Origin of the sequence: Nocardia sp. NPDC101769 (assembly GCF_044766925.1) — a bacterium.
GTDB lineage: Bacteria > Actinomycetota > Actinomycetes > Mycobacteriales > Mycobacteriaceae > Nocardia.
This window is the reverse complement of sequence record NZ_JBIWMX010000015.1, coordinates 156,768-182,754: the sequence shown is the minus strand read 5'-3', so window position 1 is coordinate 182,754 and position 25,987 is coordinate 156,768. Positions and strand designations below refer to the sequence as shown.

Here is a 25,987-nt window from a genome sequence, read left to right as displayed (position 1 = left end):
GGTGAATACCCTGGGAGCCGTGCAACCGGACAACCCGCCCGCGCCCGCCGTCCCGACACCCTCTCGTTCCGTTTCCGAACTCGGAAATACCGAACCCACTCCCGTCCGCAACTACGTCACCGCAACCCTGGCCACCGCCGATGCGGGCAGCTCGGGAGCAGTGGGGACGGCCGTGCACGAAGCGGCCGCCGCGGCGGAGCGCCCCGCCGGGACCGAACCGGCCGGGTCGGTGGATGTGGCGGTGGTGCAGTTCGATCCGTACACCGACACCGTGGCCAATCTCACCGCCCTGCGCGCAGAGGTCGAGGCGGCCAGCGAACTCGGAGCGAAGGTGGTGGTAGCGCCGGAGTATTCGATGTTCGCCACCAAGCGCCTCGACGATCGGGTGCTGGCCGCCGCGGAACCGCTCACCGGACCGTTCGTCACCGGATTGCGCGGTATCGCAGCCGAATTCGGCGTGCACGTGGTAGCGGGCGTGGTCGAGTCCGGCGGCCCGGACCAGCCCTCCGGGCACATCTACAACACCCTCGTCGCCGCCTCCCCCGACGCCGAGTTCGCGGCCGTCTACCGGAAGGTCCACCTGTACGACGCTTTCGGGTCGCGCGAATCCGATCTGCTCATCCCCGGCCCCCTGGACCAGTCCCAGACCTTCACCGTGGGCGGCGTGGTGTTCGGGCTGCAGACCTGCTTCGATCTGCGCTTCCCCGAAGGCGTTCGCCGGCTGGCCGCCGCGGGCGCGCACGTGCTGTTGCTGCCCGCCCAGTGGATTCCCGGTCCCGGCAAGGTCGATCAGTGGACCACGCTGCTGCGCGCCCGGGCCATCGAGAACACCATGTACGTCGCCGCCGCCGACCAGGCAGCGCCGCGCGGGTCCGGCGCCTCCATGATCGTCTCCCCCACCGGCGCGGTGCTGGCCGAGCTCGGCGACCAGCCGGGCATCGCCACCGCCCACATCGACCTGCACCACCTCGCCGAGGTCCGCACCACGAATCCGAGCCTGGCCCTCCGCCGCTACACGATCCGCGGAGAGTAGGGACGCCCAACCCTGCCCCGGAGCGAAGCGGAGGGGCAAAATGGACAGAGCGATGATCTATCCGGACCGGGCGACCGCAGGGCGCGCGCTGGGTGGGGTGCTGGGGCACCTGCGCGCGGCGGATCCGCTGGTGCTGGGCCTGCCCCGGGGCGGGGTGCCGGTGGCCGTGGCGGTGCGCGACGTCATCGGCGGCGACCTCGATGTGCTGCTGGTGCGCAAGCTCGGGGTGCCGTGGCAGCCGGAACTGGCCATGGGGGCCATCGGGGAGGACGACGTCCGGGTGCTGAATTACGACGTGGTGCGGCATACCGGGGTGACGCGCGATCAACTGGCGGACATCGAGGTCGTCGAGCGGGCCGAGCTGGAGCGCCGCCGCCGGATACTGCGGGCCGGGCCGCCGATCGACCTGAAGGACCGGACCGTGGTGATCGTGGACGACGGCATGGCGACCGGCGCGACCGTCGCCGCCGCCTGCGAGATCGCAGGACTGCGCGAGCCACGCCGGGTGGTGGTGGCGGTGCCGGTGTCGTCGGTCGAAGCGCTGCACCGGATCCGGGAGATCGCCGACGAGGTGGTGTGCCCGCTGGTGCCGCGGGCCCTCGGCGGGGTGGGCGGGGCCTACCGGGACTTCCATCAGCTCACCGATGCGGAAGTGGTGAAGCTGTTGCGCCCCACCGCTTCCCGGGATGCGGATCAGTGAACCTCGGTGATGCCCGTGCGGTGTCGCTGCGCGAGGTCGGCGTAGAAGCTCGGATTGGTCTTGACCCACAATTCGGCCGGGGCGCCGGCGAGCGACTTCTTGACCTGGGCGGGTGAGCCGGCGGCCAGCACGCCGTCGGGAATCTCCTGTCCCGGGCCGACCAGCGAGTGCGCGGCGATCATGACGCCACTGCCGATCTTGGCCATGTCCAGGACCGTACTGCCGTTGCCCACAATCGATTCCGCGCCCAGCGTCGCGCCGTGGAATACCACCGAGTGCGCGATCGTCGAACCCGCGCCGATCTCCACGGTGACATCCCGCGGCCCGTGGATCACGGCGTTGTCCTGCACATTCGCGCGTTCCCGAATGATGATGGGCGCCAGGTCCGCACGCAGCACCGCGCCGTACCAGACCGAGGCGCCAGCCTCGACGCGCACATCGCCGATCAGGGTCGCGGTGGGCGCGACGAACGCGGTCGGATCGACCGTCGGGCGCTTGCCTTCGAATTCGTAGAGGGGCACGCCCTCACCGTAATCCTTCGGACCAGCGCGAATCCTTCAGACCAGCGAGCGGGCGTGCACGAATTCGACGATCTCCGCGGTGACCTCGGCGTGCGCGGGCTCGTGCAGCAGGTCGTGGCCGGCATTGGGGTACGCGTGGAAATGCGCGCCGACCTGGGCCGACCACTCCCGCACCGGTTCCACCTGAGCCCGGCGATCGTCCGCGCCGTGCACGATCAGCACCGGCAGGCCCGCGGGCAGCCGCGGTCCCGGCCAGTCCGACTCCTGCTCGGTCGCCAGTGCGGCGCGCGAGCGGGAACCGCCCTGGGCGCGAGCACGATTCGCGGATTCGGCGCCGCGGGCGGACTTCGGGGAACTGCCCTCCAGCACTGCCTTGGGCGTCCCGCAGAGCACCAGTCCGGCGAAGTCGCCCGGCTGCGCGTCGCGCAGCACGGCCAGCGTGGTGGCCGCGCCCAAGGAGTGACCCATCAGGAACGGGGTGGAATTAGCGTGCGCGTGCACCTGATCCAGGAACAGCCGGGCGTCGGCCGCCAGCTCGTGGATCGTGCCCGGCCTTTCGGGATCTCCTTCGCTGAGACCGTGCCCGGAGGTGTCCAGCGCCCAGAGTTCGATGCCGCGGGCGGCCAGCGCCCGGGCGAATCGGTGGTAGTGCGCGCTGTGCTGCCCGATTCCGGGTAAAAACGCCAGGACCGCCTGTGCATCATCGAGCTGCCATCGGCGGTAGTGGAGGCGGCCGCGAGCGCCCGCGAGGTAGAGCATCGGCAGATTCTGACAGACGCGGACGGGTTGCGGGGCCGCTCGAAACAAGCGACTGGCGAGTAACGAGCGAACTTGCCGGACAGCGACACGCCGCCCGGCGGTTCGCCGGGGCGACACGCCGGAATGGCGAGGCGATTTCTGGCGTCCGACCGGGCATCGAGCCGCTGTCGGCGGCTGCGGCCCGCGCGAGTCGCGTTGTCTCCCAACATCGCCCGCAATCGCGTGCTGACGTGGGCGGGTCATGGCGGGTCCGGACCGGTGCGCGGGCCGCACCTGGCAGCACATCACACCGCCCGCAGTCATTACGCTATGCCCGACTCGGCCATGTGATGACGACCCCGGCCGGGTGCGGGTGTCGGCGGAGGACAGGCACAGGAGGGCCGCGATTGATGCTGTTCGGTGATCGTGTCGTGTGCAGCACCGGAGACCTGGTGGCGGCGGCGCGTTGTGAGTTCGCGCTGTTGCGCGCGCTCGACGCCGAACTGGGACTGGTGACGCCGGTCGAGTTCCCGTCGCCCGGCACGCTCACGTGCACCCCCGACCCGGCCGTCGAACACCGCCTCGCCGACCTACGCGACCGGTACGGGCCCGGCGTCACCCGCATCCGCCCATCCGGGCCCGCGGCCGACGCCCTCGCCACGACCGCACTCGTCTCCGAGGACCTGCGCGAGCGGGCGCTGGCCGGACTGCGGGACGCGCACGACCGGACGCTGACCGCACTGCGGGCGGACGCCGAGGCGGTCGCGGGCGGCGTGGTGTTCGACGGGAACTTCGTGGCGCGCTGCGAATTCCTGGTGCGCGATCACGCCCCCGAGGGACACGACTACATCGTGGCCGGGGTGGCGGACCGACGCGGCGGGATCGCGACATTGCTGGGACTGGCCGCCGCCGCGGAGGCCCTGCGGCGCAACGGTTTCCGATCGGCGCCGCAGGCGCGGATATGGGAGGACGGCATCCCGGTCACGTACACGCTCGCAGACATCGCCGTCGTCTACCAGGCGCGACGGGCGCGGCTGAACCTCATCGTCGACACCAAGCTCGGCGAGCTGCTCCCCGTGCAGTGGGGTGACCGGCGCTTCCTGGCCTGCGGCCACTGCCCCACCTGCACGACCGAACTCGAGACCCGCCGGGACCTGCTGCTGGTGGCGGGAATGCGCCCGGCCACCCGCGCCCACCTGCGCGACGCGGGGATCACCACCGTGGACCGGCTGGCCGTCGCCGACGCCGCCGTCACCGGCATCCCGTCCGCCACCCTGACCACCCTGCGCCGCCAGGCCGAGGTCCAGATCCTGCGCGAGCGCACCGGCCGTCCGGTGCACGCCCTCATCGATCCGTCCGCGCTGGCCGCCCTGCCCGCGCCGACCCGTGGCGACCTGTTCGTCAGCGTCACCCCGGTCAATCCCCCCGATACCGCCGGCCTCCCGCGCGCGGGGTCCGGAATCACCCGCACCGCAGGCGATGTGATCGTGCAGATCAGCGCCCTCGAGCCGGCCGACCAGGCGCCGGCGGACTACCCGGCCGCGCAGGCCGTGCGCTCGGCCGAAACTTCGTCCGCGCCGGCGATATTCGTCCAGGAACCGGCGGAATCGGCCGACGGTGAGCAATTCGCCGAACAGCGCGGTAGCGCCGCGGTCGCGACCTTCGAGCAGGGGCCCGGGGTGAGCACGGTCGCGCTGGGATTCGTGCCCGCGCCCGCCGTACCGAAACCGGAGCGCACCTTCGTCATTCGAGCCGACGGCCCGGACACCCTCGGTCACGGGAGCCGTACCCGCCGGCGCGACGACGCGGACGCGCTGCTGGAGTTCCTGATCGAGCGCCAGCGCGAATGCCCGGATCTGCGGATCCACCACTATCGCGGCGGTCTGCGCCGCCTGCTGCACACCATTGGCGAACGCGATTCCGAGGGTGAGGATGCGGTGGCGGAGCTGCTACCCGCCCTGGTCGACCTGTACCCGGTGGTGCGGGCGGCGCTGGTGGTCGGCGAGCGCTCCTACGACCTGCACCAGCTGCCGCCCAATCAGGAGGAGAGCGGCGGCGGCGCGGAAGCCATACTGCGACTGCGGGATTGGCTGCTCGACCTGGCCGCCGGGCACGAGGTGCGGCCCAGCCGGCGGTGGTCCTACGACTACGCCGAGACCGGGCCCGACGAAATCGAGGCGGCCCTGCGGGAATTCGCGGAGAGCGACGGCGAGCAGCGCGGCCCGGCGCAGGAGGCGGCCGGGCTCGCGGCGGCGGCGCTGGGCTATCACCGGCGCGAGCGGCGGCCGCTGCGCTGGGCGCACGACGACCGGCTCGACCATCCGGTGGCCGAATGGGCCGACACCGCAGGGGTTCTCGTCGCCGACTCCGGTTCGGTGGACACCGACTGGCACGGCACCGGGCAGCAGCCCATGCGGCGCTACCTGACCCTCACCGGACGGCTGGGCACCGGCAATGCGCCGCCACCGGGCACAGCGGTGCTCACCCTCTACGATCGCCCCGTGCCCGGCATGACGGTCACCCCGGGCCTGCGCGCGACGGCGCACGCCACCGTCCTCGGCTGTGCGCTGGACACCAATTTCGAGGACGTGGTGCGGGTGGTGGAGATGCTGCCCGAGAGCTGCGAACCCTACGACGAGCTGCCCTCGGCCATCGCGCCCTGCCCGCCCGGCCACGACATCCACCTCGCGGAAGCCTTGGAGGACACCGCACATCAGCTGCTGGTGACCCTCCCCCAGGTGCCCGAGACCGCCGTCTTCGACATCCTGTGCCGCCGCCCGCCGCGGCTGCGCGCGGGCACGGCGCTGCCGGAGGTCTTCGGCGATCACGCCGCCGCCGTCACAGCCGCCGTCCTGGATCTCGACAATTCGTATGTGGCCGTGCAGGGCCCGCCCGGCACCGGCAAGACCGACACCACCGCGCGCGCCGTGGAACGGCTCGTCACCCGCTACCGGTGGCGGGTCGGCGTGGTGGCGCGCTCGCACCAGGTGGTCGAGCATGTGCTCGACGCCGTGGTACAGGTGGGCGTGCTGCCGGAGCTGGTCGCCAAGGCCGACAGCCGGGCGGTGGCGCCGGAATGGCTGCCCATCGAGGCCTCGCGCTATCCGCGCTTCCTCGACAATGCCGTGAACGGCTGTGTGGTGGGCGGACTCTCGAGCGACTTCACCGATCCCGAGCGCATCGCGCGCGACAGCCTGGACCTGCTCGTCATCGTGGACGCCGGGAAGTTCCCGCTGGCCGAGGCGGTGGCCGTGGCCGTGTCCGCCCGCAATCTGCTGCTGGTCGGCGACCCCGCGCCGCCGACGGGACACGGCGCGCATCCCGAGCCCATCGCCGAATCCGTGCTGGGCCGGCTGCTCGGCGCGCACCGCACCCTGCCCGCCGCCTACGGCTACTTCCTGGACCGCACCTGGCGCATGCATCCGCGCATGTGCGGTCCGGTATCGCGGCTGCGCTACGACAATCGGCTGCGCTCCAATGAAACGGTCACCCTCGCGCGGGAGCTCGATGGCATCCCGCCCGGCGTGCGCACCGTCACGGTGGAACACCACGGCAACAGCACCGAATCCGCCGAGGAGGCACGGGAAGTCGTGCGTCAGGTGCGCATGCTGCTCGGATTGCCCTGGCACACCGGCGCACTCACCCGCCGCCTGCACCCGCACGACATCCTGGTGGTGGCCCCCTACCACGCCCAGGTGGCGCGCATCCGGACCCTGCTGTCGCGGGCCCGCATCGAGGACGTCCTGGTCGGCACGCCCGACCACTTCCAGGGCCGCGAGGCCGCGGTGGTGCTGGTCTCGATGACCACCTCCGCGCCCGAGGACGCCCCGCACGGGATCGGCGCGCTGCTGTCGCGGCACTGGCTGACCAGCGCGATCTCGCGCGCCATGTGGTCGGCGATCATCGTGCGCTCGCCACTGCTGACCGAATACCTCCCGGCCACCACCGCCGAGCTGTCCGACCTGGCCGCGGTGCTGCAGCTCGACCGGGTCTAGCCCGGGCCCCGCTTCCTCGGCTCAGCCGAAGCAGTGCCCCTCACCACGATAGGTGGGCACCGTGGTGCGGCTGCCGTCCCCGTCGATCAGATGCACCTCGTTGAAGCGCTCGCACAGTTCGCCCGCCTTGGCGTGCCGGAACCAGACCCGATCGCCGATCTCCAGACCGTCGGCGCCCGTGAGCGGGGTCTGCACCTCGCCCGCGCCCTCTGTCCCGATCAGCTTCAATCCCAAGGGCCACACCGGTTTCGGCACTCGCGAGGCCCCGGTGGGCCCGGAAGCGATGTAACCACCGGAGAAGACGGTGGCGATGCCCGGCGCCGGCCGGCGCAGCACCGGCGTGGCGAAGTACATGGACGGCCGCCGCGCCAGATTGCGGTAGCCGTCGAACAGGGTCGGCAGGTACAGGCCCGAACCCGCGGTAACCTCGGTGACGCCCGGGTCGGTAATGCTGACCTCGATGGACCCGGTGCCGCCGGAGTTGACCAGCTCGAGCCGGCCGACCGTCGACCGCACCGCCTCCAGCACCTCGCGGCGGCGCTTCCCGATCTCCGCCGCGGACGCCCACTTCACCAGGCGCACAGCGAGATTGGTGTCCGGCAGCCCCGCGATCTGAGCCTCGTAGGTCATCACGCCGACGACCCGGAAACCGCGGGAACGGGTTTCGGCGGCCAACCGGGCGGCCTGCTCGGGGGTGCGGATGGGCGAACGGCGCACACCGAGGTGCAGCGGGCCGAGGCGCAGCGAGGCGTCCACGTCCAGACACACACGGGGAGCGACCTTTTCGCTGCCGACGGCCGCGCGAATCAGATCCAGCTGGGCGGTGTCGTCGACCATGAGGGTGATGGAGTCGAGCAGCAGCTGGTCGGAGGCGAGTTCCGCCAGGGCGTGCCGGTCGGCGGTGGGATAGCCGAGCAGTACATCGCGCGCGCCCTCCCGGACCAGCCAGATGGCTTCGCGCAGTGAGTAACCCATGATGCCCGCGAAGCCGCCGGAGGCGGTGAGCTTGGGTCCCAGCACTTCTTCGAGAACCGCGCGGCAGCGCACGGATTTACTGGCCACCCGGATCGGGACGCCCCGGGCTCGGCTCACCAGATCGGCGGCATTGGCGCGTAGGGCGGTCATATCGACCGCGGCGAGCGGAGGTTCGAGGTCGGCGGTGGCCGCGTGCAGCCCGCTGATCGGCGACGAATCGGTCACCAGATCATTCGACCACGAACCTGGTCATGCGTCCAGCATTAAGTTTCGGGGCAGGCCGTGTGCGTCAGGGCAGGTCGACGGCCTTGGTCGACAGGTACGAGACCAGATCGTCCAGCACCACCAGCGAAATCTCGTCATCACAGTCGGCCAGCCAGCGCAGCACCATGCCCTGGATGACGGCCAGCAGATAGGCGGCGATGGCATCCACCGGCTCCAGCCACTGGGTGCCCGAGCGGCGGGCGCAATGGTCCAGGAAGGACGTCACGTCGGCGTCCAACTCCCGGAACATGGCCGAGGCGACCGGGTCCGGGACACAGGTGGCCTGGCCCTCCCAACGCCGCCGCAGCACCGCCAGGGTGGACTCGTAGGCACGGATCTGCCGGTCCGGGGAAGATTTCAAGATCGGCCACAGCGTGCTGAGTCCCGCGTGCAGCAGGATGCGCAGGGCACGATTACCCCTGAAATCGAGCGACCCGGCCGTGGTCTCGATGGCCTCGATCATGGCCGAACGAACTCCGACCTGGGTGATTTCTCCACTTGCGCTCAACGACGACTCCCTTTGGCGAAAGAACTCGCGCACCTCGCCTGCGCGGCTCGCTCAACGGGTTTGTAGATCGACAGTGATCTCCGGCTTGTACGCCGACGTACCCGTTCAACGGGTATCGATGTTACGTCTTTTTCTGGCCCGGCAACCAGCTTTGATAGCCCATTCCATACCTCAAGAATGTTTTGTTACCTAATTGGAACAGGCCCGCGACCGGATAGGAATGATCAAATTGAACGACCGCCCAGTAAAGCCGTTGTTGGGACTGGACGGTATTTTATCGGCGGGTGTGCGATGAAACATAGCGGGTGTGCGCGAACCCACAGCGCTCAACTGTTCGACACCCTGGCGTCGCCCGCCCACCGATAGCCTGAGCGGGTGACTTCTGCGCGCCACGACCAATTCCTGATCTCCGGCACCTTCAATTTCCGCGATCTCGGCGGCGCCCGCACCGCGGGCGGTTCCACCGTGCGGGACGGAGTGCTGCTGCGGTCCGCCCAGCTCAGCCGACTCGACGACACCGGCCTGACCACCCTCGGCAAGCTGGGCGTCACCGACGTCCACGACCTGCGCGGGTTCGCCGAGATCGACCACATCGGCCACGACGTCGTCCCGGACGGCGTGCGTTTGAAGGTCACCCCCTTCGACCCCCGCATGGGCGAGACGCCGCCGCACGAGGCGCGCCGCCACAGCAGCGCCTCCGGGCACATGCTCGAGGTCTACCGGCTCTTCCCCGCGCTGCCCGAGGCGCACGTCGCCATCAGGTCACTCGCCGACTCCGTGCTGAGCGGCACCGCGCTGGTGCACTGCGCCGCGGGCAAGGACCGCACCGGCTGGGCCGTGGCCACGCTGCTGCGCGCGGTCGATGTCATCGAAGAGGACATCTACGCCGACTACCTGCTCAGCAATGACGCTGTCCCCACCCTGCGCGCGTTGATGACCGCGGGCACCGACGAGGAACTCTCCGACGATCTGCTCGGCGTCCGCCCCGAGTACCTGGAGTCGGGAACCAGCTCGATGCACGCCATGTACGGCGGCCTCGAAGGCTATCTCACCGAGATCGGCATCACCCCGGAGCTGCGCGACGCGCTGCGCGCCCGGTTGCTCGTCTGACCTCTGCGGCGGAGCTGCTGTCCGACCTCTGCGGCGGAGCTGCTGTCCGACCTCCGCGGCGGAGCTGCTCGTCTAGCCTCTGCGGCGGAGCTGCTCGTCTTGCCTCCGCGGCGGAGCGTGATCAGTCCCCGTCCGACCGGCGGACCAGGCCGTTCCGGTCGATGCTGACCTGGTTTCCGGTGTGGAACCAGGAGCCGGTGAAGCGGGACTCGGTGGTCTTCGGGTCGTTCCAGTAGCGGGGACTGACATTCGGCCCGCGGCAGAGCAGCTCGCCGTGACCGACCGCCGCGAGCGGGCCCCACAGCGCGAGTTCGGTTCCGCCGAAGGCGAATCCGAGCGCGTCCCGGCCCGGGGCGGTGTCGTCCCGGGCCAGCCCGATGCCGGAGGTCTCGGTCGCGCCCCACACCGACCACTGACGGGCCTCCGGGAAGACCGCGCGCAGGGAGTTGGCGACGGATTCGGAGGTGGTGGGATCGGCCGCGGCCAGTTCGGCGCGATGCCCGGCACTGCAGATCTGCCGCACCCGCTCCACCCGCAGCCCGGCCAGTCCGGGCAGCAGGCCGGCGAAGATGCGCGGGGTCGCCGCGACCATGTCGATGCGTTCGGCGACAAGGGCTTCCGGCACCGCGGACCGGTCGGGCGTGAGCACCACGGTGCCGCCGACGGCGAAGGTGGGCAGCAACTGGTCGACGCAGCCGCTGGCGTGCGCGAGCGGCAGCAGCACCAGATTGCGCAGGCCGTCGGTGGGCAGATCCAGCGCGCCGACCACGGAACGGACCGCGGAGAGCAGGTTCTCGTTGGTCAGTTCCACCCCGCGCGGGCCCGCCTGGGAGCAGGGGCTGGTGTAGCTGAGAAGTGCCAGTTCGCCGAGGGACGCGCCGTCGTCGATGAAGGCCGCACCGTCGGGCAGCGCGTCGCGGAAGCCTGCCGCGCGGCCGCCGCCGTCGAGCACGAAGTCGGCGCAGGCGTCATGAATCACGCGGTCCGCCACGGCATCCGGCAGCCCGTCGTGGACCAGTACCGGCACCGCCCCGGAGAGCAGCGCGCCCAGGAACGCCTGCACCCAGCGGGCGCCGACCGGCATGCGGACCGCGACCCGGTCGCCGTAGCCGATGCCGTGCTCCTGCAGGCCGCCGGCGATGCGGGAGGCCGAGTACCAGAGTTCGCGGTAGGTGAGCCGGGGTCCGCCGATCTCGACCACGGCCTCGCGGGCGGCGAAGGTGTGGACCTGGATGTCGAGGAGTTCGGTGAGCGCGGGCGTGAGGTTGCCGTAGCGCAGGATGCCGTCGGCGGCGCGGGCAAGCGGATTGTCACACCAGCCGGTTCGCGTCTGCGGATATTCCACGAGTAACTGCGACATCGTCGTCCCTCCGGGTACCTCGAAGCCCTGCAGGCATGAGTGACTATATGATGCAGATCACAACGATGGGCGGATTGTCGGCAAACGGATGTCAGGCTTTGACCCCACAGAAACAGATCGCCGCCCGGTCAACCCCGCATTCCCCCAACCGAGCCTGCGGAAGCATCGAATTTGCGGTGTCTTCGCAACAGTCGCACCGGGATTCCCGCCGGGCGGTCTCGTGTCACCCCCAATCCCACACCAGTGCAGGTAGCGGGCTTGACACGCCCGGGCGGCAGCCGACACGCCCGGACGCGCACAGTCGATCGGCCGCGGCACGGCCGGTCGATGCCTACCGGCCTGCGTACGTGGCCTTTCCTGGACCGACCTCCAGGAAGCTGCGCACCGCACCGCGCAGATCCGCGGTGCCGAAAAGTTGCCCGGACACCTCCGGAGTCACCGAATCCGCGTGCGCCACACCGCCGGAGCGCCAGGCCTCGATGATCGCCTTGGTGGCGGCGTGCGCGCGGGTCGGGCCCTCGGCCAGCCGGGCCAGCAGCGCCCGGGCCGCGGTGTCGACATCCTCGTGCACCGCATTGACCACACCCCACTCGGCCATGGTGGCGGCGTCGTAGGTGTCACCGGTCATGACGAACTCGCGGGCGCGGCCGGAACCGGCGCGCTCGGCCAGCCGCTGCGGGCCCCCCATCGACGGGGTCAGGCCGACCACCGTCTCCACCAGACCGAACTTGGCCTTGGGCGCGGCCAGGATGATGTCGCAGGCCAGCGACATCTCGAAAGCCGCGGTCAGGGTCAGCGAGTGCGCGGCGAAGATGACCGGGCAGGGCAGCGCCTCGAGCGGGTGGATGATGCGCGCGAACAGGGTCCGCCACAGCTGCGCGCCCTCCTGCTCCGACAGGCCGTCGAAGACGTGCACGTCGACGCCGCCAGAGACCAGCTTGCCGTCGGCGCGGATCAGCAGCGCGCGGGGCGGATTCGCCGACAGCTCCTCGAGATCCGCGGCCAGCGTGTCCATCAGGGCCTTGTCGAAGAGGTTCAGCGGCGGATTGTCGATGGTGAGGATCGCCGCGTCCGCGCCGCCGACGGTGACGATGCGCTCCAGGCGGGTGGGCTTCGAGTCAGTCATGACCCTGAATGTATGCGGCCGCTTACTTTTACAAAAGAGTGAGCACGACATCGGTGACGCCGGCAACTAGATCAGCCAATGGTTCGCGGGCCGTCTCGATTCTGGACTGACGGAGCGGGGGAGCGAACGGCTCCATAGACCTGCGCCTTGGAGGAGCGTAGGAGGGAAGAATCGAGACCGCGGGCCCGCGAACCCGCCCCGGAGCGAAGCGGAGGGGCAAAATGGACACAGTGACCTCGAAATCCGAGCCGGGGACCTACGTCGAACCGGGCGAATTCAAGCGGGATACGAACTACATCGAGACGCGGATCACCGCCGACGGAAGGGACGGGTATCCGGTCGAGCCCGGCCGTTATCGGCTGGTGGCGGCGCGGGCTTGTCCATGGGCCAATCGCACGCTGATCGTGCGGCGGCTGCTCGGGCTGGAATCGGTGCTATCGCTGGGACTGTGCGGGCCCACCCACGACAAGCGCAGCTGGACCTTCGATCTGGATCCGGGCGAGGTGGATCCCGTGCTGGGTATCCACTTCCTGCAGGACGCCTACTTCAAACGGTTCCCCGACTATCCGCGCGGCATCACCGTGCCCGCCATCGTGGACGAGCGCACCGGCGCGGTCGTCACCAACGACTACGCGCAGATGACCCTCGACTTCTCCACCGAGTGGGCGGAGTACCACCGGCCCGGCGCACCGCGGCTGTATCCGGAAGACCTTCGCGCGGAGATAGATTCGGTGAACCGCCGCGTCTACACCGAGGTCAACAACGGCGTGTACCGGTGCGGGTTCGCGGGCGGGCAGGATGCCTACGACGCCGCCTACGACCGGCTCTTCACCGCACTCGACTGGCTGTCCCAGCGACTGGCGACGCAGCGGTACCTGGTGGGCGACACCATCACCGAGGCCGACGTGCGGCTGTTCACGACGCTGGCCCGGTTCGATCCGGTCTATCACGGCCACTTCAAGTGCAATCGGCAGAAGCTCACCGAGATGCCGGTGCTGTGGGCCTACGCCCGCGACCTGTACCAGACCCCCGGGTTCGGCGACACGATCGACTTCGTGCAGATCAAGCAGCACTACTACATCGTGCACACCGACATCAACCCGACACGGGTGGTGCCCAAGGGGCCCGAGCTCGGCAATTGGCTGACCCCGCACGGCCGGGAAGCCTTGGGCGGCAGGCCCTTCGGGGACGGTACCCCGCCGCCCCCGCCGGTCGGGGCCGAGCGCGTGCCCGCGGGACACGCCCCGGCCTGACCGGGCTATTCGCCGGCCGCGCCCCGGTAGGTGCCGAAGCTCCAGTAGACGCCTTCGGGGTCGCGGCAGGTGAAACCCCGTGACTCGTAATCGGTTTCATCGCGCAGCTCGCGGGTGATGGTGGCGCCCGCGGCCTGCGCCCGGGCGTACAGTGCGTCCGCGTCGTCGATGGCGATGTACACCGATCCGACGCCGGGCGGTTGGCAGTCCAGCGCCATGCCCTCGCGGACGCCGCCGAGCATGATGGCGCCGCCGCCCGGCCAGGCGAGTTCGGCGTGCGCGACGGTGCCGCCCTCGTCGTAGCGGGCGGTGGTCTCGAAGCCGAAGGCCCGCTCCAGGAATGCGATGGCGGCCGGGGCGTCGCGGTAGACCAGGGTCGGCCAGACGACGGTGCCGGTCTCGATGGGGGTTGTCGTTTCGCTCATGGGACTAGCGTCCGACCTCGGCGGCCCGCTGGTCTTGGACGAATGGGAACTCCTCGCGTTCCCGCCACACCGACGGGGGCATACCTGCCAGTTCGCGCCACTCGCGAGCCATGTGCGCCTGGTCGTAGTACCCGGCGGCGGCCGCCACCGCGGCGAGCGCGGGCAGGATCGGGTCGCGCAGCAGGCGGTGCGAGCGTTCGAAGCGGGCCACCCGGGCGGCGTCCTTGGGGGTGATGCCGAACTCGGCGTTGAAGCGGCTGTCGAGATGTCTTCGGCTCCAGCCGATCTCGTCGGCCACGGCGGCCACCCGCACCGCCGGGTCGGGGCCCGACAACAGGGTCCAGGCGTGGGTCAGCTCGGCATCCCAGTGCACCGGATCCACCTGGCGCAGCAGGATTTCATCGATGACGGCGAAGCGCCGCGGCCACGAGGGCGCCGACGACAGCCGCTCCCGCAACTCCGCCGCGCGCGGCCCGAGCACGTCGGCCAGATCCACGATCCACGACCCGAGCGCCGCCGCGGGCATCCCGAACAGCGCCCGGCAGCCCAGCGGCGTCAGGTTCAGCTGCACCCCGTGCTGGGACCCGTTGTGCGCGATCACCGCCGGCCGCACCGTGAGCCCGCTGGCCAGCATGTCCCAGTGACCGCCCGCCTGCTCCGGATGCGAGGACACCGGCACGTGGATGGGCTCGTCGATGGTGATGATCACGGTCAGCGCCGACGCGGGCATCCCGACATGCGTACCCGGCGCGAAGCCGTGCAGCAGATAGCCCTCGTACCCGAGGACGTACGCGCGCAACCGCGGGTCGGGCACCCCCGACGCGCCTTCGGACACGCCTGCCACTCGACCACCGTAGACCGATCACGGACCCGCGTGCAGCAGAGACGCCGAATGCTTGGCGGCCGTCTCGATTCCGGACCGTGGCTGGATAGACCTCCGCCTCGGAGCGGGGCGCGAACGGCTCCACAGACCTGCGCCCCGGAGGAGGGAAGAAACGAGACCTCGGGGCCGAGAAGCCGCCCGGAGCGAAGCGGAGGGCATATTGGATACAGGTGCCATAGAGTCTCGGTCCGGAGGACCGCACGGAGAAGGGGTTGTCGTCGATGTTCAAGGCCGGGCTCGAAAACGCGGTCGTCTCGCTGCTCGACAACGGGTCCCAGGTACAGGCCCCGGCTGTCACGAAGTACGTGGGCAAGCTGCGGGATGCGCATCCGGGTGAGACGCCCGGGCAGATTATCGCGCGCATCGAGAAGCTCTACCTCAATACCGTGACCACCTCCGGCACGGCGGTCGGCGCGACCGCGGCGGTGCCGGGCGTCGGGACGGTGGCGTCGCTGGCGGCCATGAGCGCGGAGACCGCCTTCTTCCTGGAGGCGTCCGCGGTGTTCACCCTGGCGGTGGCGGCCGTGCACGGAGTCGCGCCCGAGGACAAGGAGCGCCGCCGCGCCCTGGTGCTGGCCGTGGTGCTCGGCGAGAGCGGCATGGAGATCGTGCAGAAGAGCGTCGGGCACTCGGCCAAGAACTGGGGCGGGCTGCTGGCGGCCAAGATCCCGGGCCTGAGCGCCATGAACGATTCGCTGCTCAAACGGTTCATGATCCAGTTCATCGCCAAACGCGGCGCGCTCATGGTCGGCAAGGTGATTCCGGCCGGAATCGGCGCGGCCATCGGCGGATTCGGCAACCGGGCGATCGGGCACGGCGTGGTCGACAATGCCCGCAAGGCGTTCGGCGCGCCGCCGCTGACCTGGCCGCAGCCCCTGGTCATCGACGCCGATCCGCTGCCCGCGGTGGAGGCGCCGACCCGGAACCTGCAGCCGTGAGCGCGCGGCCGCTCGCCTTCGCCGCCGGGGGCCTGACCAAGACCTTCGAGAGCGTCACCGCGGTCGAGGACGTGAGCTTCGTGGTGCCCGCCGGCAAGGTGGCCGCCCTAGTGGGCCCGCACGGCGCGGGCAAGTCCACGGTGCTGCGCATGCTGCTCGGGTTGCTCACCCCCACCTCCGGCACCGCGAGCGTGGGCGGACCCGGCTCCGGCGCGCAGGCCGGACGCCAGGTGGTGGGCGCCATGCTGAATCCGCGCGGCCTGCACCCGGCCCGCCGGGTGTTCGCCCAGCTGCGCGTCTACGCCTCCGCCGCAGGCATTTCCGATGCCCGGGCGGAGGAACTGCTGGCGCTGGTGCGGCTCACCGAGGCCGCCGACGAGCGCATCGGCGGCCTGCCGGAGGGCATGCGGACCCGGCTGGCGTTAGCCGTCGCGCTGCTCGGCGACCCGCCGCTGCTGGTGCTCGACGATCCGGCCGCCGGGCTCGATGTCGGCGAGACCGCCTGGCTCAACGACTATCTGCGCGGCCACGCCCGCCGCGGCGGCACCGTGCTGCTCACCTCCCGCACGCTCAGCACCGTGCTGCCCATCGCCGACGAGCTCCTCGTGCTGGACCGCGGGCGCATCGCCTACCAGGGCAGCCCGGCCCGGCTGCGCCGCAGCCACCCCGACCGGCTGCTGGTGAAGGCCTCCAGCCCGATCGCGCTGGCCACCACCCTGGCCGCGCAGGGCTTCACCGACGCGGTCATGCGGCCCGACGGCCGCCTCGCCATCGCGGAAGCCTCGCTCTCGCAACTGGAATCGGCCGCCTCCACGGCCCGCGTCCAGCTCACCGAGATCACCCCCGAACACATTCATCCCGATCAGGTCCTGGCCGCCCTCACCCACAGCGGGCCTCCGGCCCCCGCGTACCCGGGCCCGGCCACCTACCGGAGCTACCGGTGAAGTCGTTGCGCCACAACGATATCCGCGCCATCGCCGGAGACGCGGGCCGTCGGCGGCCCGCCCGCGCCCGCCCGATCGGGGCCGCACGCCTGCGCGAGGTCGATGACCTCCCACGAAAGGACATTCGATGATCCTCACTGTGCCGCCGGTGGTCGCCCGGGCCGCGAATTCCGAAGTGCGGAAGGTGACTTCGGTGCGGTTGAACTGGCTGATCGGCGGCGGGGTCATCGCGGCGGGTGTGATCGCGTTCGTGGCGCTGGGCACCGGCTTCCAGCCCGGCGACGAGCACGCGCAGGGCTTCAGCTCCGGATCCGGCTGGGCGGCACTGCTGACCACCTGGGTGCTGGTGCTCACGGTCGCGGCGGCCGCCGCCTTCGGGGCGCTCGGCGCGGGCACCGATTTCCAGGCCGGATCGCTGGCGATGAGCTCGCTGTACACCCCTGACCGCACCCTGCTGCTCGGCGCGAAACTCGCGGTGGCGGGGGCGTTCTCGCTCGGCACCGTGCTGCTGATGGAGGTGCTGGGCGGGGCCGCCATGCGGCTGGCCGGCGGCTCCCGGGTGCCCCTGGACGGCGGCTTCTTCGGCGTGCTGGCCGGGGTGGCGCTGGCAGCGGTGTGCTGGGCGGTGATCGGCACCGCGATCGGTATCGTGCTGCGCTCGCCCACCCGAGCGCTGGCCGCCGTGCTGGGCTGGGCCGTGCTGGAGCCGCTGATCTGGATCACCGCGCGCGCCATCGGATTCGGCGGGCTGGCGGCCATCCTGCCGGTGTCCTCGACGGTCGGGGCGATCAGCGGCGGCCGCTACGCCAAGAGCGCGCTCTTGGCGCCGACCCCGGCCGCCATGGCGCTGCTGGTGCTGTGGAGCGCCGCGGCGGGCGCGGCCGCCTGGTGGATGCTCACCCGCCGCGACCTCTGATCAGGCGCGGCCGGAGAACAACCGCCGCCACACCTCGTGATCGGTCCGCGGGCCGCCGGGAGTGTCCGCGCCGTACTTCGCGATGAGACCGGGCAGGTCCAGCGGGAGGCTCGGAGCGGTCATGGCGGCCAGCTCCGCTTCCACCGCGGAGTCGGGAACCAGCCAGCAGACCTCGAATTCGATGCCGTCGGGGTCGGCGGCGTAGAGGGCCTTGGTGGAGGCGTGGTCGGAGGCCCCGGTGAGCGCGCCCGCCGCGACCAGGGCGTCGCGCACCCGCTGCAGTTCGCTCAGCGTGTCCACCTCCCAGGCCAGGTGGTAGAGACCGACGCGGCCGGTGCGGTGCGGGACCGCCGGGTCCGGCGACTGGAACAGGCCCAGGTCGTGGTCGTTGGCCGACCCGGCCGCCTGCAGGAACGCCCCGCCCGGGAAACCGCCGGGCAGGCGACGAAAGCCCAGCACCTCGCTGTAGAAGGCGACCGACCGCTCCACGTCGGAGACGAACAGGACGGCATGATTGAGACGCTGAATCGGCATGGGGGCGACTCCATTTCGAAGGACCGTGACCGAACCAGCCGACCATGGCGTGCCGCGCCGCACAAGCCACCGTCCCGGCACACTGGACAGGGCGGCACGACGACGGGAACAAAGTGGGGGTGGGGAGACAGTTGTTCTCCGGGATGACTTCGAAGGATGTGGATACCGTGCGCGGCTGGCTGCGCAGGTTGTGGGAACGGTGCGCCGGGCACCCGTGGATGCTGTCCGGGCTGGGGCTGGCCATCGTGCTAGGCGCGGTGGTGGAGGTGACCGGGCCGCTGCTGGCCAAGCGCGCCCTCGACGGCGCGACCGCCGGGAACACCGGCATCATCGCGGCCATGGCCGTGGCGCTGGGTGTGCTCGCGGTCGGCCGCTTCCTCGCCTCTTTCGGGCGGCGCATGCTCGCGGGGCGGCTCGCCCTCGACGTCCAGCACGAACTGCGCGTGGATCTGCTGTCCGCGCTGCAACGGCTGGACGGGTCCGGACAGGACGGGCTGCGCACCGGGCAGGTGATCTCGCGCTCGATCAGCGACCTGACCCTGGTGCAGGGCCTGCTGGCCATGGGTCCCTGGTCCGCGGTGGCGGCACTGCAATTCGTGCTGGCCGCGGGCGTCATGCTGTGGCTCTCGCCGCCGCTGGCCCTGGCCGCGCTGCTGGTGGTGCCGGTGCTGGCGCTGGTGGTCTACCGGGTACGGCCGCGGCTGTACGCGGCCACCTGGTCCGCGCAGCAGCGCGCCGCCGACCTGGCCCAGCACGTCGAGGAGACCGTCACCGGCGTGCGCGTCGTGAAGGGCTTCGGGCAGGAGGCCCGTATGGTCGACGTGCTCGAGCAGCACGGCCGCAACGTGTACGCCGAGCGGATGCGCGCCGCCCATATCGACGCCCGCTTCAGCCCGACCCTGGGATCGATTCCGCAGGCCGGTCTGGTCGCGGTGATCGCGGCGGGCGGGCTGCTCGCCTTCCACGGCAGCATCGGGCTCGGCACCTTCCTGGCCTTCGTCGCGTATGTGTCGACGATGACCAACTCCACCCGGATCGTGTCGTATGTGGTGGTCATGGCGCAGCTGACACGCGCGGCGGCCGAACGCGTGAACCAGGTCATCGACAGTGCGCCCGAACGCATCGATCCGGAGCACCCGGTGGAGGTGCCCGAAGGACCGCTCGGCATCGAAATAGATGATCTCACCTTCGGTTTCGAGCCCGGCCGGCCCGTGCTGCGCGACTTCACGCTGAACATCGCCCCCGGCGAGACGGTGGCCGTCATCGGCCCGGCGGGCTCGGGCAAATCCACCCTGAGCCTGCTGCTGCCCCGCTTCTACTCCCCCGGCTCGGGCCGGATCGCCCTGTACGGCAAGGACTCCCGCGCCGACATCGCCGACCTGCGCGCCGCCGACCTGCGCTCGGCGGTCGGCGTGGTCTTCGACGAGGCCTTCCTGCTCTCGGACACCATCGCCGCCAATATCGCCCTCGGCCGACCCGAGTCCACCGAGGCGGAGATCCACGCCGCCGCCAAACAGGCTGCGGCCGACGACTTCATCAATGCCCTGCCCGACGGCTACGAGACCGTGGTCGGCGAACGCGGCCTGACCCTCTCCGGCGGTCAGCGCCAGCGCATCGCACTGGCCCGCGCCCTGCTCGCCGACCCGCGCATCCTCGTCCTCGACGACGCCACCTCCGCGGTGGACGCCGTCACCGAGGCCGCCATCTTCGCGTCCCTTCCCACCGATTCCGGACGCACCACCCTCATCCTGGCCCACCGCGAATCCACCCTCTCCCACGCCGACCGCGTGATCCGGCTGCCCGCACCGGAATCCGGCGACGAGCGGGTATCGGTGACCACGGACGCGCGGGACGTGACCGCGGAAACGGCTGCCGGAAGCCAGGACTCGATCGATCGGGACACACCGGCGGAGGTGCGGCGGGTGCTGGGGAAGCTGCCGCCGGCCACCGAGCGGCCGGGGCTGGACGCGGCCGAGCTGCGCGAGCCCGACCCGGGCTTCCGGCTGAGCCATGCGCTGCGGCTGGTGAAGTGGCTGGTCGCCGGCACCATGGTGCTGCTCGCGCTGAACGCGGTGGTGGGCGTCGGCTTCCCGTCCGTGGTGCGGTACGCGGTGGACTCGGGCGTCGGCAAGCACGACGGCTGGGCGCTGGTGCAGGCCACCGCGATCGGGGCCGTGCTGGTCGGGCTGGGCTGGCTGGTCGCCTCGACCTCACTGCTGTGGAGCAATCGGGCCGGGGAGCGCGTGCTCTTCGGGCTGCGGGTCCGCAGCTACGCCCACCTGCAGCGACTCGGCCTCGACTTCTACGAGCGAGAACTGTCCGGCCGCATCATGACCCGGATGACCACCGACATCGACGCCCTGTCCACCTTCATGCAGACCGGTCTGCCGGACGCGCTCGTCGCGCTGCTGACGGTGGCCGGCATCGCGGTGGCACTGCTGGTGATCGACTTCCAGCTGGCGCTGGTCGTGTTCGTGACGCTGCCGCCGCTGCTCCTCGCCACCTGGTGGTTCCGCAAGGTCTCCGACTCGGCCTACAGTGCCGCACGCGAACATTCGGCGACCGTGAACGCCGACTTCGCCGAGAATGTCGCGGGACTGCGGGTGGTGCAGGCCAATCGGCACGAGGCCAGCTCCGCACGCCGATTCGCCGGGTACTCCGACAATTTCCGGGTCAGCCGGATGCGAGCGCAGCGGGCCATCGCCACCTTCTTCGCCTTCGTCGGCATGTGGGCGGATCTGGCGCTGGCGTCGGTGGTCTTCACCGGGGCGTGGGCGGTCGCGCACGGGTCCACCACGCCGGGCACGCTGGTGGCGTTCGTGCTCTACCTGCAGCTGCTGTTCGGGCCGATCATGCAGCTCTCGCAGCTGTTCGACGGGTATCAGCAGGCACGAGTCGGGTTGCGGCGGATCGGGGAACTGCTGCGCACGCGGTCCTCCATCGCCGCGGATCCCGCGGACGCGGCGCCCATCGAAGGGCGGCTGCGCGGGGAGGTCGTCTTCGACAATGTCCGCTTCCAGTACCCGGGCGCGGTGCGGCCCGCGCTCGAGGGCGTCAGCCTGACCATCCCGGCGGGCGGCAGCCTGGCGCTGGTCGGCGAGACCGGCGCGGGCAAGTCGACCATCGTGAAGCTGCTCGCCCGGCTCTATGACATGCCCCGGACGACGGGCGACAACATGCCGAGGACGGCGGGTGAGGGGAATCACGAACTTTCCGCCAGTGTCACGCCGCTCTCCATAGCTGAAATGCATGACAGTGGCCATTATCCGGACAGCGCCGGCACAATTCGTGTGGACGGCGTGGACATTCGCGACTATCGCCTCGCCGAGTTCCGCTCGCGGCTCGGCGTGGTGCCTCAGGAAGCTCACCTGTTCACCGGCGACATCGCCAGCAACATTGCATTTGGCAAACCATTTGCGAGTCCCGAGGAAATCGAGGCGGCCGCCGCCGCGGTCGGGGCGCTGGACACCATCACCGCGCTGCCCCAGGGCATGCGGCAACCGGTCGGGGAACGCGGACGCGGGCTCTCGGCCGGGCAGCGGCAGCTCATCGCCCTGGCCCGCGCCGAACTGGTCCGCCCCGATCTGCTGCTGCTCGACGAGGCCACTGCGGTGCTGGATCCGGCCGCCGAGGCATCGGTGCTGGTCGCAAGCGAATCGGTGACGCGCGGCCGCACCTCGGTCATCGTCGCGCACCGGCTGGCGACCGCCGCCCAGGCCGATCGGATCGCCGTCGTGCAGCACGGCCGGATCAGCGAAATCGGCGCCCACGACGAACTCCTCGCGGCACGCGGCCCGTACTCCCACCTGTGGGCCGCGGCGCAGGCGACGGAAGGAATATTCTCGGGCGAAGACGAGTCGTCACAAGAGAAGGCGTCCGCTCGGTGGTAGCCATGCCCGACGGCGAACAGGGGTGGGCATATCCTCAGTGGGGGCGCATCGGCGCGCATCCGCCGATTACCCGTGCCGGGCACGTCACAAACGTCGCAGCGCGAAGAACGAAATGAGGCGAACACCTGCTGTGAGCAGCTCAACAGACCAGTTCGGACAGAACCAGTGGCTTGTCGACGAGATGTACCAGAAGTACAAGCAAGACCCCTCGTCCGTCGATGAGAGCTGGCACGAGTTCCTGGCGGATTACACGCCGGAGAACACTGCCGAGATTGGTAACAACAGCCAGGCGGTCGCCGCCGTCGCTCCGGCACCTGCCGCCGCGGCCCCCGCCGTGAATTCCACCCCGGTCGCCACCCCCGCCCCGGCCGCCCCCGCCCAGGCTCCGGCCCCCGCCCAGGTGCGCACCCCCCAGACCACTCCCGCCCCCAGCTCCAACGCGGCCCCGACCTCGGGCGGCCCCAAGCCCGCCGCCGAGGACGGGACCAAGGTGCTGCGCGGGCCCGCCGCGGCCGTCGTGAAGAACATGTCGGCGTCGCTGGCCATCCCCACCGCGACTTCCGTGCGTGCCATCCCGGCCAAGCTGATGATCGACAACCGCCTGGTCATCAACAACCACCTGGCCCGTACCCGCGGTGGCAAGATCTCCTTCACCCACCTGCTGGGTTACGCCATCGTGCAGGCCATCAAGGCCTTCCCGAACATGAACCGGCACTTCGCCGAGGTCGACGGGAAGCCGAACGCGGTCACCCCGGCGCACACCAATCTCGGTCTGGCCATCGACCTGCCGGGCAAGGACGGCAACCGCGCGCTGGCGGTCGCGGCCATCAAGAACGCCGAGGGCATGACCTTCGCGCAGTTCCACAGCGCCTACGAGGACGTCGTGCGCCGCGCCCGCGACGGCAAGCTGACCAACGACGACTTCGCCGGCGTCACCATCTCGCTCACCAACCCGGGCACCATCGGCACCAACCACTCGGTGCCGCGCCTGATGCTGGGCCAGGGCGCGATCATCGGCGCGGGCGCCATGGAGTACCCGGCCGAGTTCCAGGGCATGGGCGACCAGCAGCTGGCCGAAATGGGTATCGGCAAGCTGATGACCCTGACCTCGACCTACGACCACCGCATCATCCAGGGCGCCGAGTCCGGCGACTTCCTGCGGACCGTCCACAACCTGCTGATCTCCGACGAGTTCTACGACGAGATCTTCCACGGCATGGGTGTCCCCTACGAGCCGGTGCGCTGGCGCAAGGACGTTCAGGAACGCGGTATCGACAAGTCGACCCGCGTGCAGGAGATGATCAACGCCTACCGCAGCCGCGGCCACCTGATGGCCGACACCGACCCGCTGCGGCTGGTGAAGGACAAGTTCCGCTCGCACCCCGACCTGGACGTCACCCAGCACGGCCTGACCCTGTGGGATCTGGACCGCGAATTCAATGTCGCGGGCTTCCACGGCCAGGAGCGCATGAAGCTGCGCGACGTGCTGTCCATCCTGCGCGACGCCTACGCCCGCCACGTGGGTGTGGAGTACACCCACATCCTGGATCCCGAGCAGCTCAAGTGGATTCAGGAGCGCGTGGAGCAGAAGCACGCGAAACCCACTGTGGCCGAGCAGAAGTACATCATGTCCCGGCTCAACGCGGCCGAGGCGTTCGAGACCTTCCTGCAGACCAAGTACGTGGGCCAGAAGCGCTTCTCGCTGGAAGGCGCCGAATCGGTCATCCCGATGATGGACGCCGTCATCGACCAGTGCGCCGAGTACGCCCTCGACGAGGTCATCATCGGCATGCCGCACCGCGGCCGCCTGAACGTGCTGGCGAACATCGTCGGCAAGCCCTACTCGAAGATCTTCACCGAGTTCGAGGGCAACATGAACCCGGCCGCCACCCACGGCTCCGGCGACGTGAAGTACCACCTCGGCGCGCGCGGCACCTACCTGCAGATGTTCGGCGACAACGAGATCGAGGTCTCGCTGACGGCCAACCCCTCGCACCTCGAGGCCGTCGACCCGGTGCTGGAGGGTCTGGTCCGCGCCAAGCAGGACCTGCTCACCAAGGAAGACATCGTCACCAAGGGTGAAGAGGCGCGGTCGTTCTCGGTCGTGCCGCTCATGCTGCACGGTGACGCGGCCTTCGCCGGCCAGGGCGTGGTGGCCGAGACCCTGAACCTGTCGGGTCTGCGCGGCTACCGCACCGGCGGCACCGTGCACATCGTGGTGAACAACCAGATCGGCTTCACCACCGCGCCGGAGTACTCACGGTCCACCGAATACTCCACCGACATCGCGAAGTTCATCGGCGCCCCGATCTTCCACGTGAACGGCGACGACCCGGAAGCCTGTGTGTGGGTGGCCAAGCTGGCCGTCGACTACCGGCAGAAGTTCAACCGCGACGTGGTCATCGACATGATCTGCTACCGCCGTCGCGGCCACAACGAGGGCGACGACCCGTCGATGACCCAGCCGGGCATGTACGACGTGATCGACACCAAGCGCTCGGTCCGCAAGGCGTACACCGAGAGCCTGATCGGCCGTGGCGACATCTCCATGAAGGAAGCCGAAGACGCCCTGCGTGACTACCAGGGTCAGCTGGAGCGGATCTTCAACGAGGTGCGCGAGCTGGAGAAGTTCCCGCCGGAGCCGTCGGAGTCGGTCGAGGACGAGCAGCAGCTGCCGCCGAACCTGGTGACCTCCGTGGACAAGACGGTGCTGCAGCGCATCGGCGACGCGTTCGTGAACGTGCCCGAGGGCTTCAGCGTGCACCCGCGCGTCAAGCCGGTGCTGGAGAAGCGTCGCGAGATGGCCTACGAGGGCAAGGTCGACTGGGCCATGGCCGAGCTGCTGGCCTTCGGCACGCTCATCGACGAGGGCAAGGCCGTTCGCCTGACCGGTCAGGACTCCCGTCGCGGCACCTTCTCGCAGCGGCACTCGGTGATCATCGACCGCAAGAACGGTGACGAGTACACCCCGCTGCACAACATCGGGTCGAAGAACCCGGGCTGGTTCGCGGTGCACGACTCGGCGCTGTCCGAGTACGCCGCTGTCGGTTTCGAGTACGGCTACTCGCTGGGCAACCCGGACGCACTGGTCCTTTGGGAGGCGCAGTTCGGTGACTTCGTCAACGGCGCGCAGTCCATCATCGACGAGTTCATCTCCTCGGGTGAGGCCAAGTGGGGTCAGCTCTCCGAGGTCGTGCTGATGCTGCCGCACGGTCACGAGGGCCAGGGCCCGGACCACACCTCGGGTCGTATCGAGCGCTTCCTGCAGCTGTGTGCGGAGGGGTCGATGACAGTGGCCGTCCCGTCCACCCCGTCGAATTACTTCCACCTGCTGCGCCGCCACGCCCTGGACGGCATCCGGCGCCCGCTGGTGGTCTTCACCCCGAAGTCCATGCTGCGCAACAAGGCCGTGATCTCCGAGGTCGAGGACTTCACGGACAACAAGTTCCGCAGCGTGCTCGAGGAGCCCACCTACGAGTCGGGCGACGGCGACCGCGCCAAGGTCAAGCGCGTGCTGCTCACCTCCGGCAAGATCTACTACGAGCTGGTGGCCGAGAAGAACAAGCACAACCGCGACGACGTCGCCATCGTGCGCGTCGAGCAGCTGTACCCGATTCCGAAGTTCCGCCTGAACGAGGCGCTGGAGCAGTACCCCAACGCCGGCGATCTGGCGTGGGTCCAGGAGGAGCCGGCCAACCAGGGCGCGTGGCCGTTCTTCGGCCTGAACCTGCCGGAGATCCTGCCGGCCCGCTTCGGCAAGCTGCGCCGCATCTCGCGTCGCGCCATGTCGGCCCCGTCCTCGGGTTCGTCCAAGGTGCACGCGGTGGAGCAGCAGGAGATCATCGACGAGGCGTTCTCCCCGACCGCATAATTC

The 25,987-nt window shown here is 70.2% G+C and carries 20 protein-coding genes; 11 read left to right on the top strand and 9 right to left on the bottom strand.

Going from position 1 to position 25,987, the window contains the following annotated elements; genetic code table 11:
- Nucleotides 1-229: 229 nt before the first annotated feature.
- Complete coding sequence (locus ACIRRA_RS23875) at nucleotides 230-1,033, top strand: carbon-nitrogen hydrolase family protein (RefSeq protein WP_402771983.1); 804 nt, start codon at nucleotides 230-232, stop codon at nucleotides 1,031-1,033.
- A gap of 52 nt (nucleotides 1,034-1,085) precedes the next feature.
- Nucleotides 1,086-1,733, top strand: coding sequence for a phosphoribosyltransferase (locus ACIRRA_RS23870; RefSeq protein WP_402771980.1), 648 nt, complete (start codon nucleotides 1,086-1,088; stop codon nucleotides 1,731-1,733).
- Here ACIRRA_RS23870 and ACIRRA_RS23865 read toward each other — a convergent pair.
- Nucleotides 1,727-2,254 carry a gamma carbonic anhydrase family protein gene (locus ACIRRA_RS23865; protein ID WP_402771868.1) on the bottom strand — a complete coding sequence of 176 codons (528 nt, stop codon included), beginning with the start codon at nucleotides 2,252-2,254 and terminating at the stop codon, nucleotides 1,727-1,729. The genes ACIRRA_RS23870 and ACIRRA_RS23865 overlap by 7 nt on opposite strands.
- A 36-nt stretch (nucleotides 2,255-2,290) precedes the next feature.
- Complete coding sequence (locus ACIRRA_RS23860; protein WP_402771865.1) at nucleotides 2,291-3,013, bottom strand: alpha/beta hydrolase; 723 nt, start codon at nucleotides 3,011-3,013, stop codon at nucleotides 2,291-2,293.
- A gap of 389 nt (nucleotides 3,014-3,402) precedes the next feature.
- On the opposite strand from ACIRRA_RS23860, the gene ACIRRA_RS23855 reads away from it, so the two are divergent.
- Entirely contained in the window at nucleotides 3,403-6,987 is a 3,585-nt protein-coding gene (locus ACIRRA_RS23855; RefSeq protein ID WP_402771862.1) for an AAA domain-containing protein, read from the top strand.
- A 21-nt stretch (nucleotides 6,988-7,008) separates the two neighbouring features.
- On the opposite strand, the gene ACIRRA_RS23850 is transcribed toward ACIRRA_RS23855, so the two are convergent.
- A complete protein-coding gene (locus ACIRRA_RS23850; RefSeq protein WP_402771859.1) occupies nucleotides 7,009-8,187 on the bottom strand; it encodes an amino acid deaminase/aldolase in 1,179 nt (392 codons plus the stop codon).
- A gap of 64 nt (nucleotides 8,188-8,251) precedes the next feature.
- Nucleotides 8,252-8,734: a TetR family transcriptional regulator gene (locus tag ACIRRA_RS23845; protein ID WP_402771856.1), complete on the bottom strand. Its 483-nt coding sequence runs from the start codon at nucleotides 8,732-8,734 to the stop codon at nucleotides 8,252-8,254.
- 375 nt (nucleotides 8,735-9,109) lie between these two features.
- On the opposite strand from ACIRRA_RS23845, the gene ACIRRA_RS23840 reads away from it, so the two are divergent.
- Nucleotides 9,110-9,844, top strand: a complete 735-nt coding sequence (locus ACIRRA_RS23840; protein ID WP_402771853.1) for a tyrosine-protein phosphatase — start codon at nucleotides 9,110-9,112, stop codon at nucleotides 9,842-9,844.
- Nucleotides 9,845-9,965: 121 nt separating this feature from the next.
- On the opposite strand, the gene ACIRRA_RS23835 is transcribed toward ACIRRA_RS23840, so the two are convergent.
- A complete protein-coding gene (locus ACIRRA_RS23835) occupies nucleotides 9,966-11,204 on the bottom strand; it encodes a class I adenylate-forming enzyme family protein (RefSeq protein ID WP_402771850.1) in 1,239 nt (412 codons plus the stop codon).
- Nucleotides 11,205-11,535: 331 nt separating this feature from the next.
- Nucleotides 11,536-12,330, bottom strand: a complete 795-nt coding sequence (locus ACIRRA_RS23830; protein WP_402771847.1) for an enoyl-CoA hydratase/isomerase family protein — start codon at nucleotides 12,328-12,330, stop codon at nucleotides 11,536-11,538.
- A 221-nt stretch (nucleotides 12,331-12,551) separates the two neighbouring features.
- Here ACIRRA_RS23830 and ACIRRA_RS23825 point away from each other — a divergent pair, with 221 nt between their 5' ends.
- Nucleotides 12,552-13,583, top strand: a complete 1,032-nt coding sequence (locus ACIRRA_RS23825; RefSeq protein ID WP_402771845.1) for a glutathione S-transferase family protein — start codon at nucleotides 12,552-12,554, stop codon at nucleotides 13,581-13,583.
- Between the two features lie 5 nt (nucleotides 13,584-13,588).
- On the opposite strand, the gene ACIRRA_RS23820 is transcribed toward ACIRRA_RS23825, so the two are convergent.
- Nucleotides 13,589-14,008, bottom strand: coding sequence for a VOC family protein (locus tag ACIRRA_RS23820; RefSeq protein WP_402771842.1), 420 nt, complete (start codon nucleotides 14,006-14,008; stop codon nucleotides 13,589-13,591).
- A 4-nt stretch (nucleotides 14,009-14,012) separates the two neighbouring features.
- Entirely contained in the window at nucleotides 14,013-14,852 is an 840-nt protein-coding gene (locus ACIRRA_RS23815) for a helix-turn-helix domain-containing protein (RefSeq protein WP_402771839.1), read from the bottom strand.
- Nucleotides 14,853-15,112: 260 nt separating this feature from the next.
- Between ACIRRA_RS23815 and ACIRRA_RS23810 the strand changes: the two genes are divergently transcribed.
- Genes ACIRRA_RS23810 through ACIRRA_RS23795 form a run of 4 tightly spaced genes read left to right on the top strand, consistent with a single transcriptional unit; the run spans nucleotide 15,113 to nucleotide 17,689 of the window.
- Nucleotides 15,113-15,829, top strand: coding sequence for a hypothetical protein (locus ACIRRA_RS23810; protein ID WP_402771977.1), 717 nt, complete (start codon nucleotides 15,113-15,115; stop codon nucleotides 15,827-15,829).
- Nucleotides 15,826-16,773, top strand: coding sequence for an ABC transporter ATP-binding protein (locus ACIRRA_RS23805; protein WP_402771836.1), 948 nt, complete (start codon nucleotides 15,826-15,828; stop codon nucleotides 16,771-16,773). Before ACIRRA_RS23810 ends, ACIRRA_RS23805 begins: the two co-directional genes overlap by 4 nt.
- A complete protein-coding gene (locus ACIRRA_RS23800; RefSeq protein ID WP_402771833.1) occupies nucleotides 16,770-16,904 on the top strand; it encodes a hypothetical protein in 135 nt (44 codons plus the stop codon). Before ACIRRA_RS23805 ends, ACIRRA_RS23800 begins: the two co-directional genes overlap by 4 nt.
- Nucleotides 16,901-17,689: an ABC transporter permease gene (locus tag ACIRRA_RS23795; RefSeq protein WP_402771831.1), complete on the top strand. Its 789-nt coding sequence runs from the start codon at nucleotides 16,901-16,903 to the stop codon at nucleotides 17,687-17,689. Before ACIRRA_RS23800 ends, ACIRRA_RS23795 begins: the two co-directional genes overlap by 4 nt.
- Here ACIRRA_RS23795 and ACIRRA_RS23790 read toward each other — a convergent pair whose 3' ends face one another.
- Nucleotides 17,690-18,223 carry a VOC family protein gene (locus ACIRRA_RS23790; protein ID WP_357001910.1) on the bottom strand — a complete coding sequence of 178 codons (534 nt, stop codon included), beginning with the start codon at nucleotides 18,221-18,223 and terminating at the stop codon, nucleotides 17,690-17,692. It lies immediately after the preceding gene.
- A gap of 143 nt (nucleotides 18,224-18,366) precedes the next feature.
- On the opposite strand from ACIRRA_RS23790, the gene ACIRRA_RS23785 reads away from it, so the two are divergent.
- Nucleotides 18,367-22,113: an ABC transporter ATP-binding protein gene (locus tag ACIRRA_RS23785; protein WP_402771827.1), complete on the top strand. Its 3,747-nt coding sequence runs from the start codon at nucleotides 18,367-18,369 to the stop codon at nucleotides 22,111-22,113.
- 112 nt (nucleotides 22,114-22,225) lie between these two features.
- Nucleotides 22,226-25,984, top strand: coding sequence for a multifunctional oxoglutarate decarboxylase/oxoglutarate dehydrogenase thiamine pyrophosphate-binding subunit/dihydrolipoyllysine-residue succinyltransferase subunit (locus tag ACIRRA_RS23780; protein WP_402771824.1), 3,759 nt, complete (start codon nucleotides 22,226-22,228; stop codon nucleotides 25,982-25,984).
- Nucleotides 25,985-25,987: the final 3 nt, after the last annotated feature.

Coding starts and splice junctions, on each gene's coding strand:
- ACIRRA_RS23860 (WP_402771865.1), bottom strand. CDS start 3,013: ATGCTCTACCTCGCGGGCGCTCGCGGCCGCCTCCACTACCGCCGATGG.
- ACIRRA_RS23835 (WP_402771850.1), bottom strand. CDS start 11,204: ATGTCGCAGTTACTCGTGGAATATCCGCAGACGCGAACCGGCTGGTGT.
- ACIRRA_RS23855 (WP_402771862.1), top strand. CDS start 3,403: ATGCTGTTCGGTGATCGTGTCGTGTGCAGCACCGGAGACCTGGTGGCG.
- ACIRRA_RS23785 (WP_402771827.1), top strand. CDS start 18,367: ATGACTTCGAAGGATGTGGATACCGTGCGCGGCTGGCTGCGCAGGTTG.
- ACIRRA_RS23820 (WP_402771842.1), bottom strand. CDS start 14,008: ATGAGCGAAACGACAACCCCCATCGAGACCGGCACCGTCGTCTGGCCG.
- ACIRRA_RS23830 (WP_402771847.1), bottom strand. CDS start 12,330: ATGACTGACTCGAAGCCCACCCGCCTGGAGCGCATCGTCACCGTCGGC.
- ACIRRA_RS23825 (WP_402771845.1), top strand. CDS start 12,552: ATGGACACAGTGACCTCGAAATCCGAGCCGGGGACCTACGTCGAACCG.
- ACIRRA_RS23795 (WP_402771831.1), top strand. CDS start 16,901: ATGATCCTCACTGTGCCGCCGGTGGTCGCCCGGGCCGCGAATTCCGAA.
- ACIRRA_RS23790 (WP_357001910.1), bottom strand. CDS start 18,223: ATGCCGATTCAGCGTCTCAATCATGCCGTCCTGTTCGTCTCCGACGTG.
- ACIRRA_RS23870 (WP_402771980.1), top strand. CDS start 1,086: ATGATCTATCCGGACCGGGCGACCGCAGGGCGCGCGCTGGGTGGGGTG.
- ACIRRA_RS23780 (WP_402771824.1), top strand. CDS start 22,226: ATGAGGCGAACACCTGCTGTGAGCAGCTCAACAGACCAGTTCGGACAG.
- ACIRRA_RS23810 (WP_402771977.1), top strand. CDS start 15,113: ATGTTCAAGGCCGGGCTCGAAAACGCGGTCGTCTCGCTGCTCGACAAC.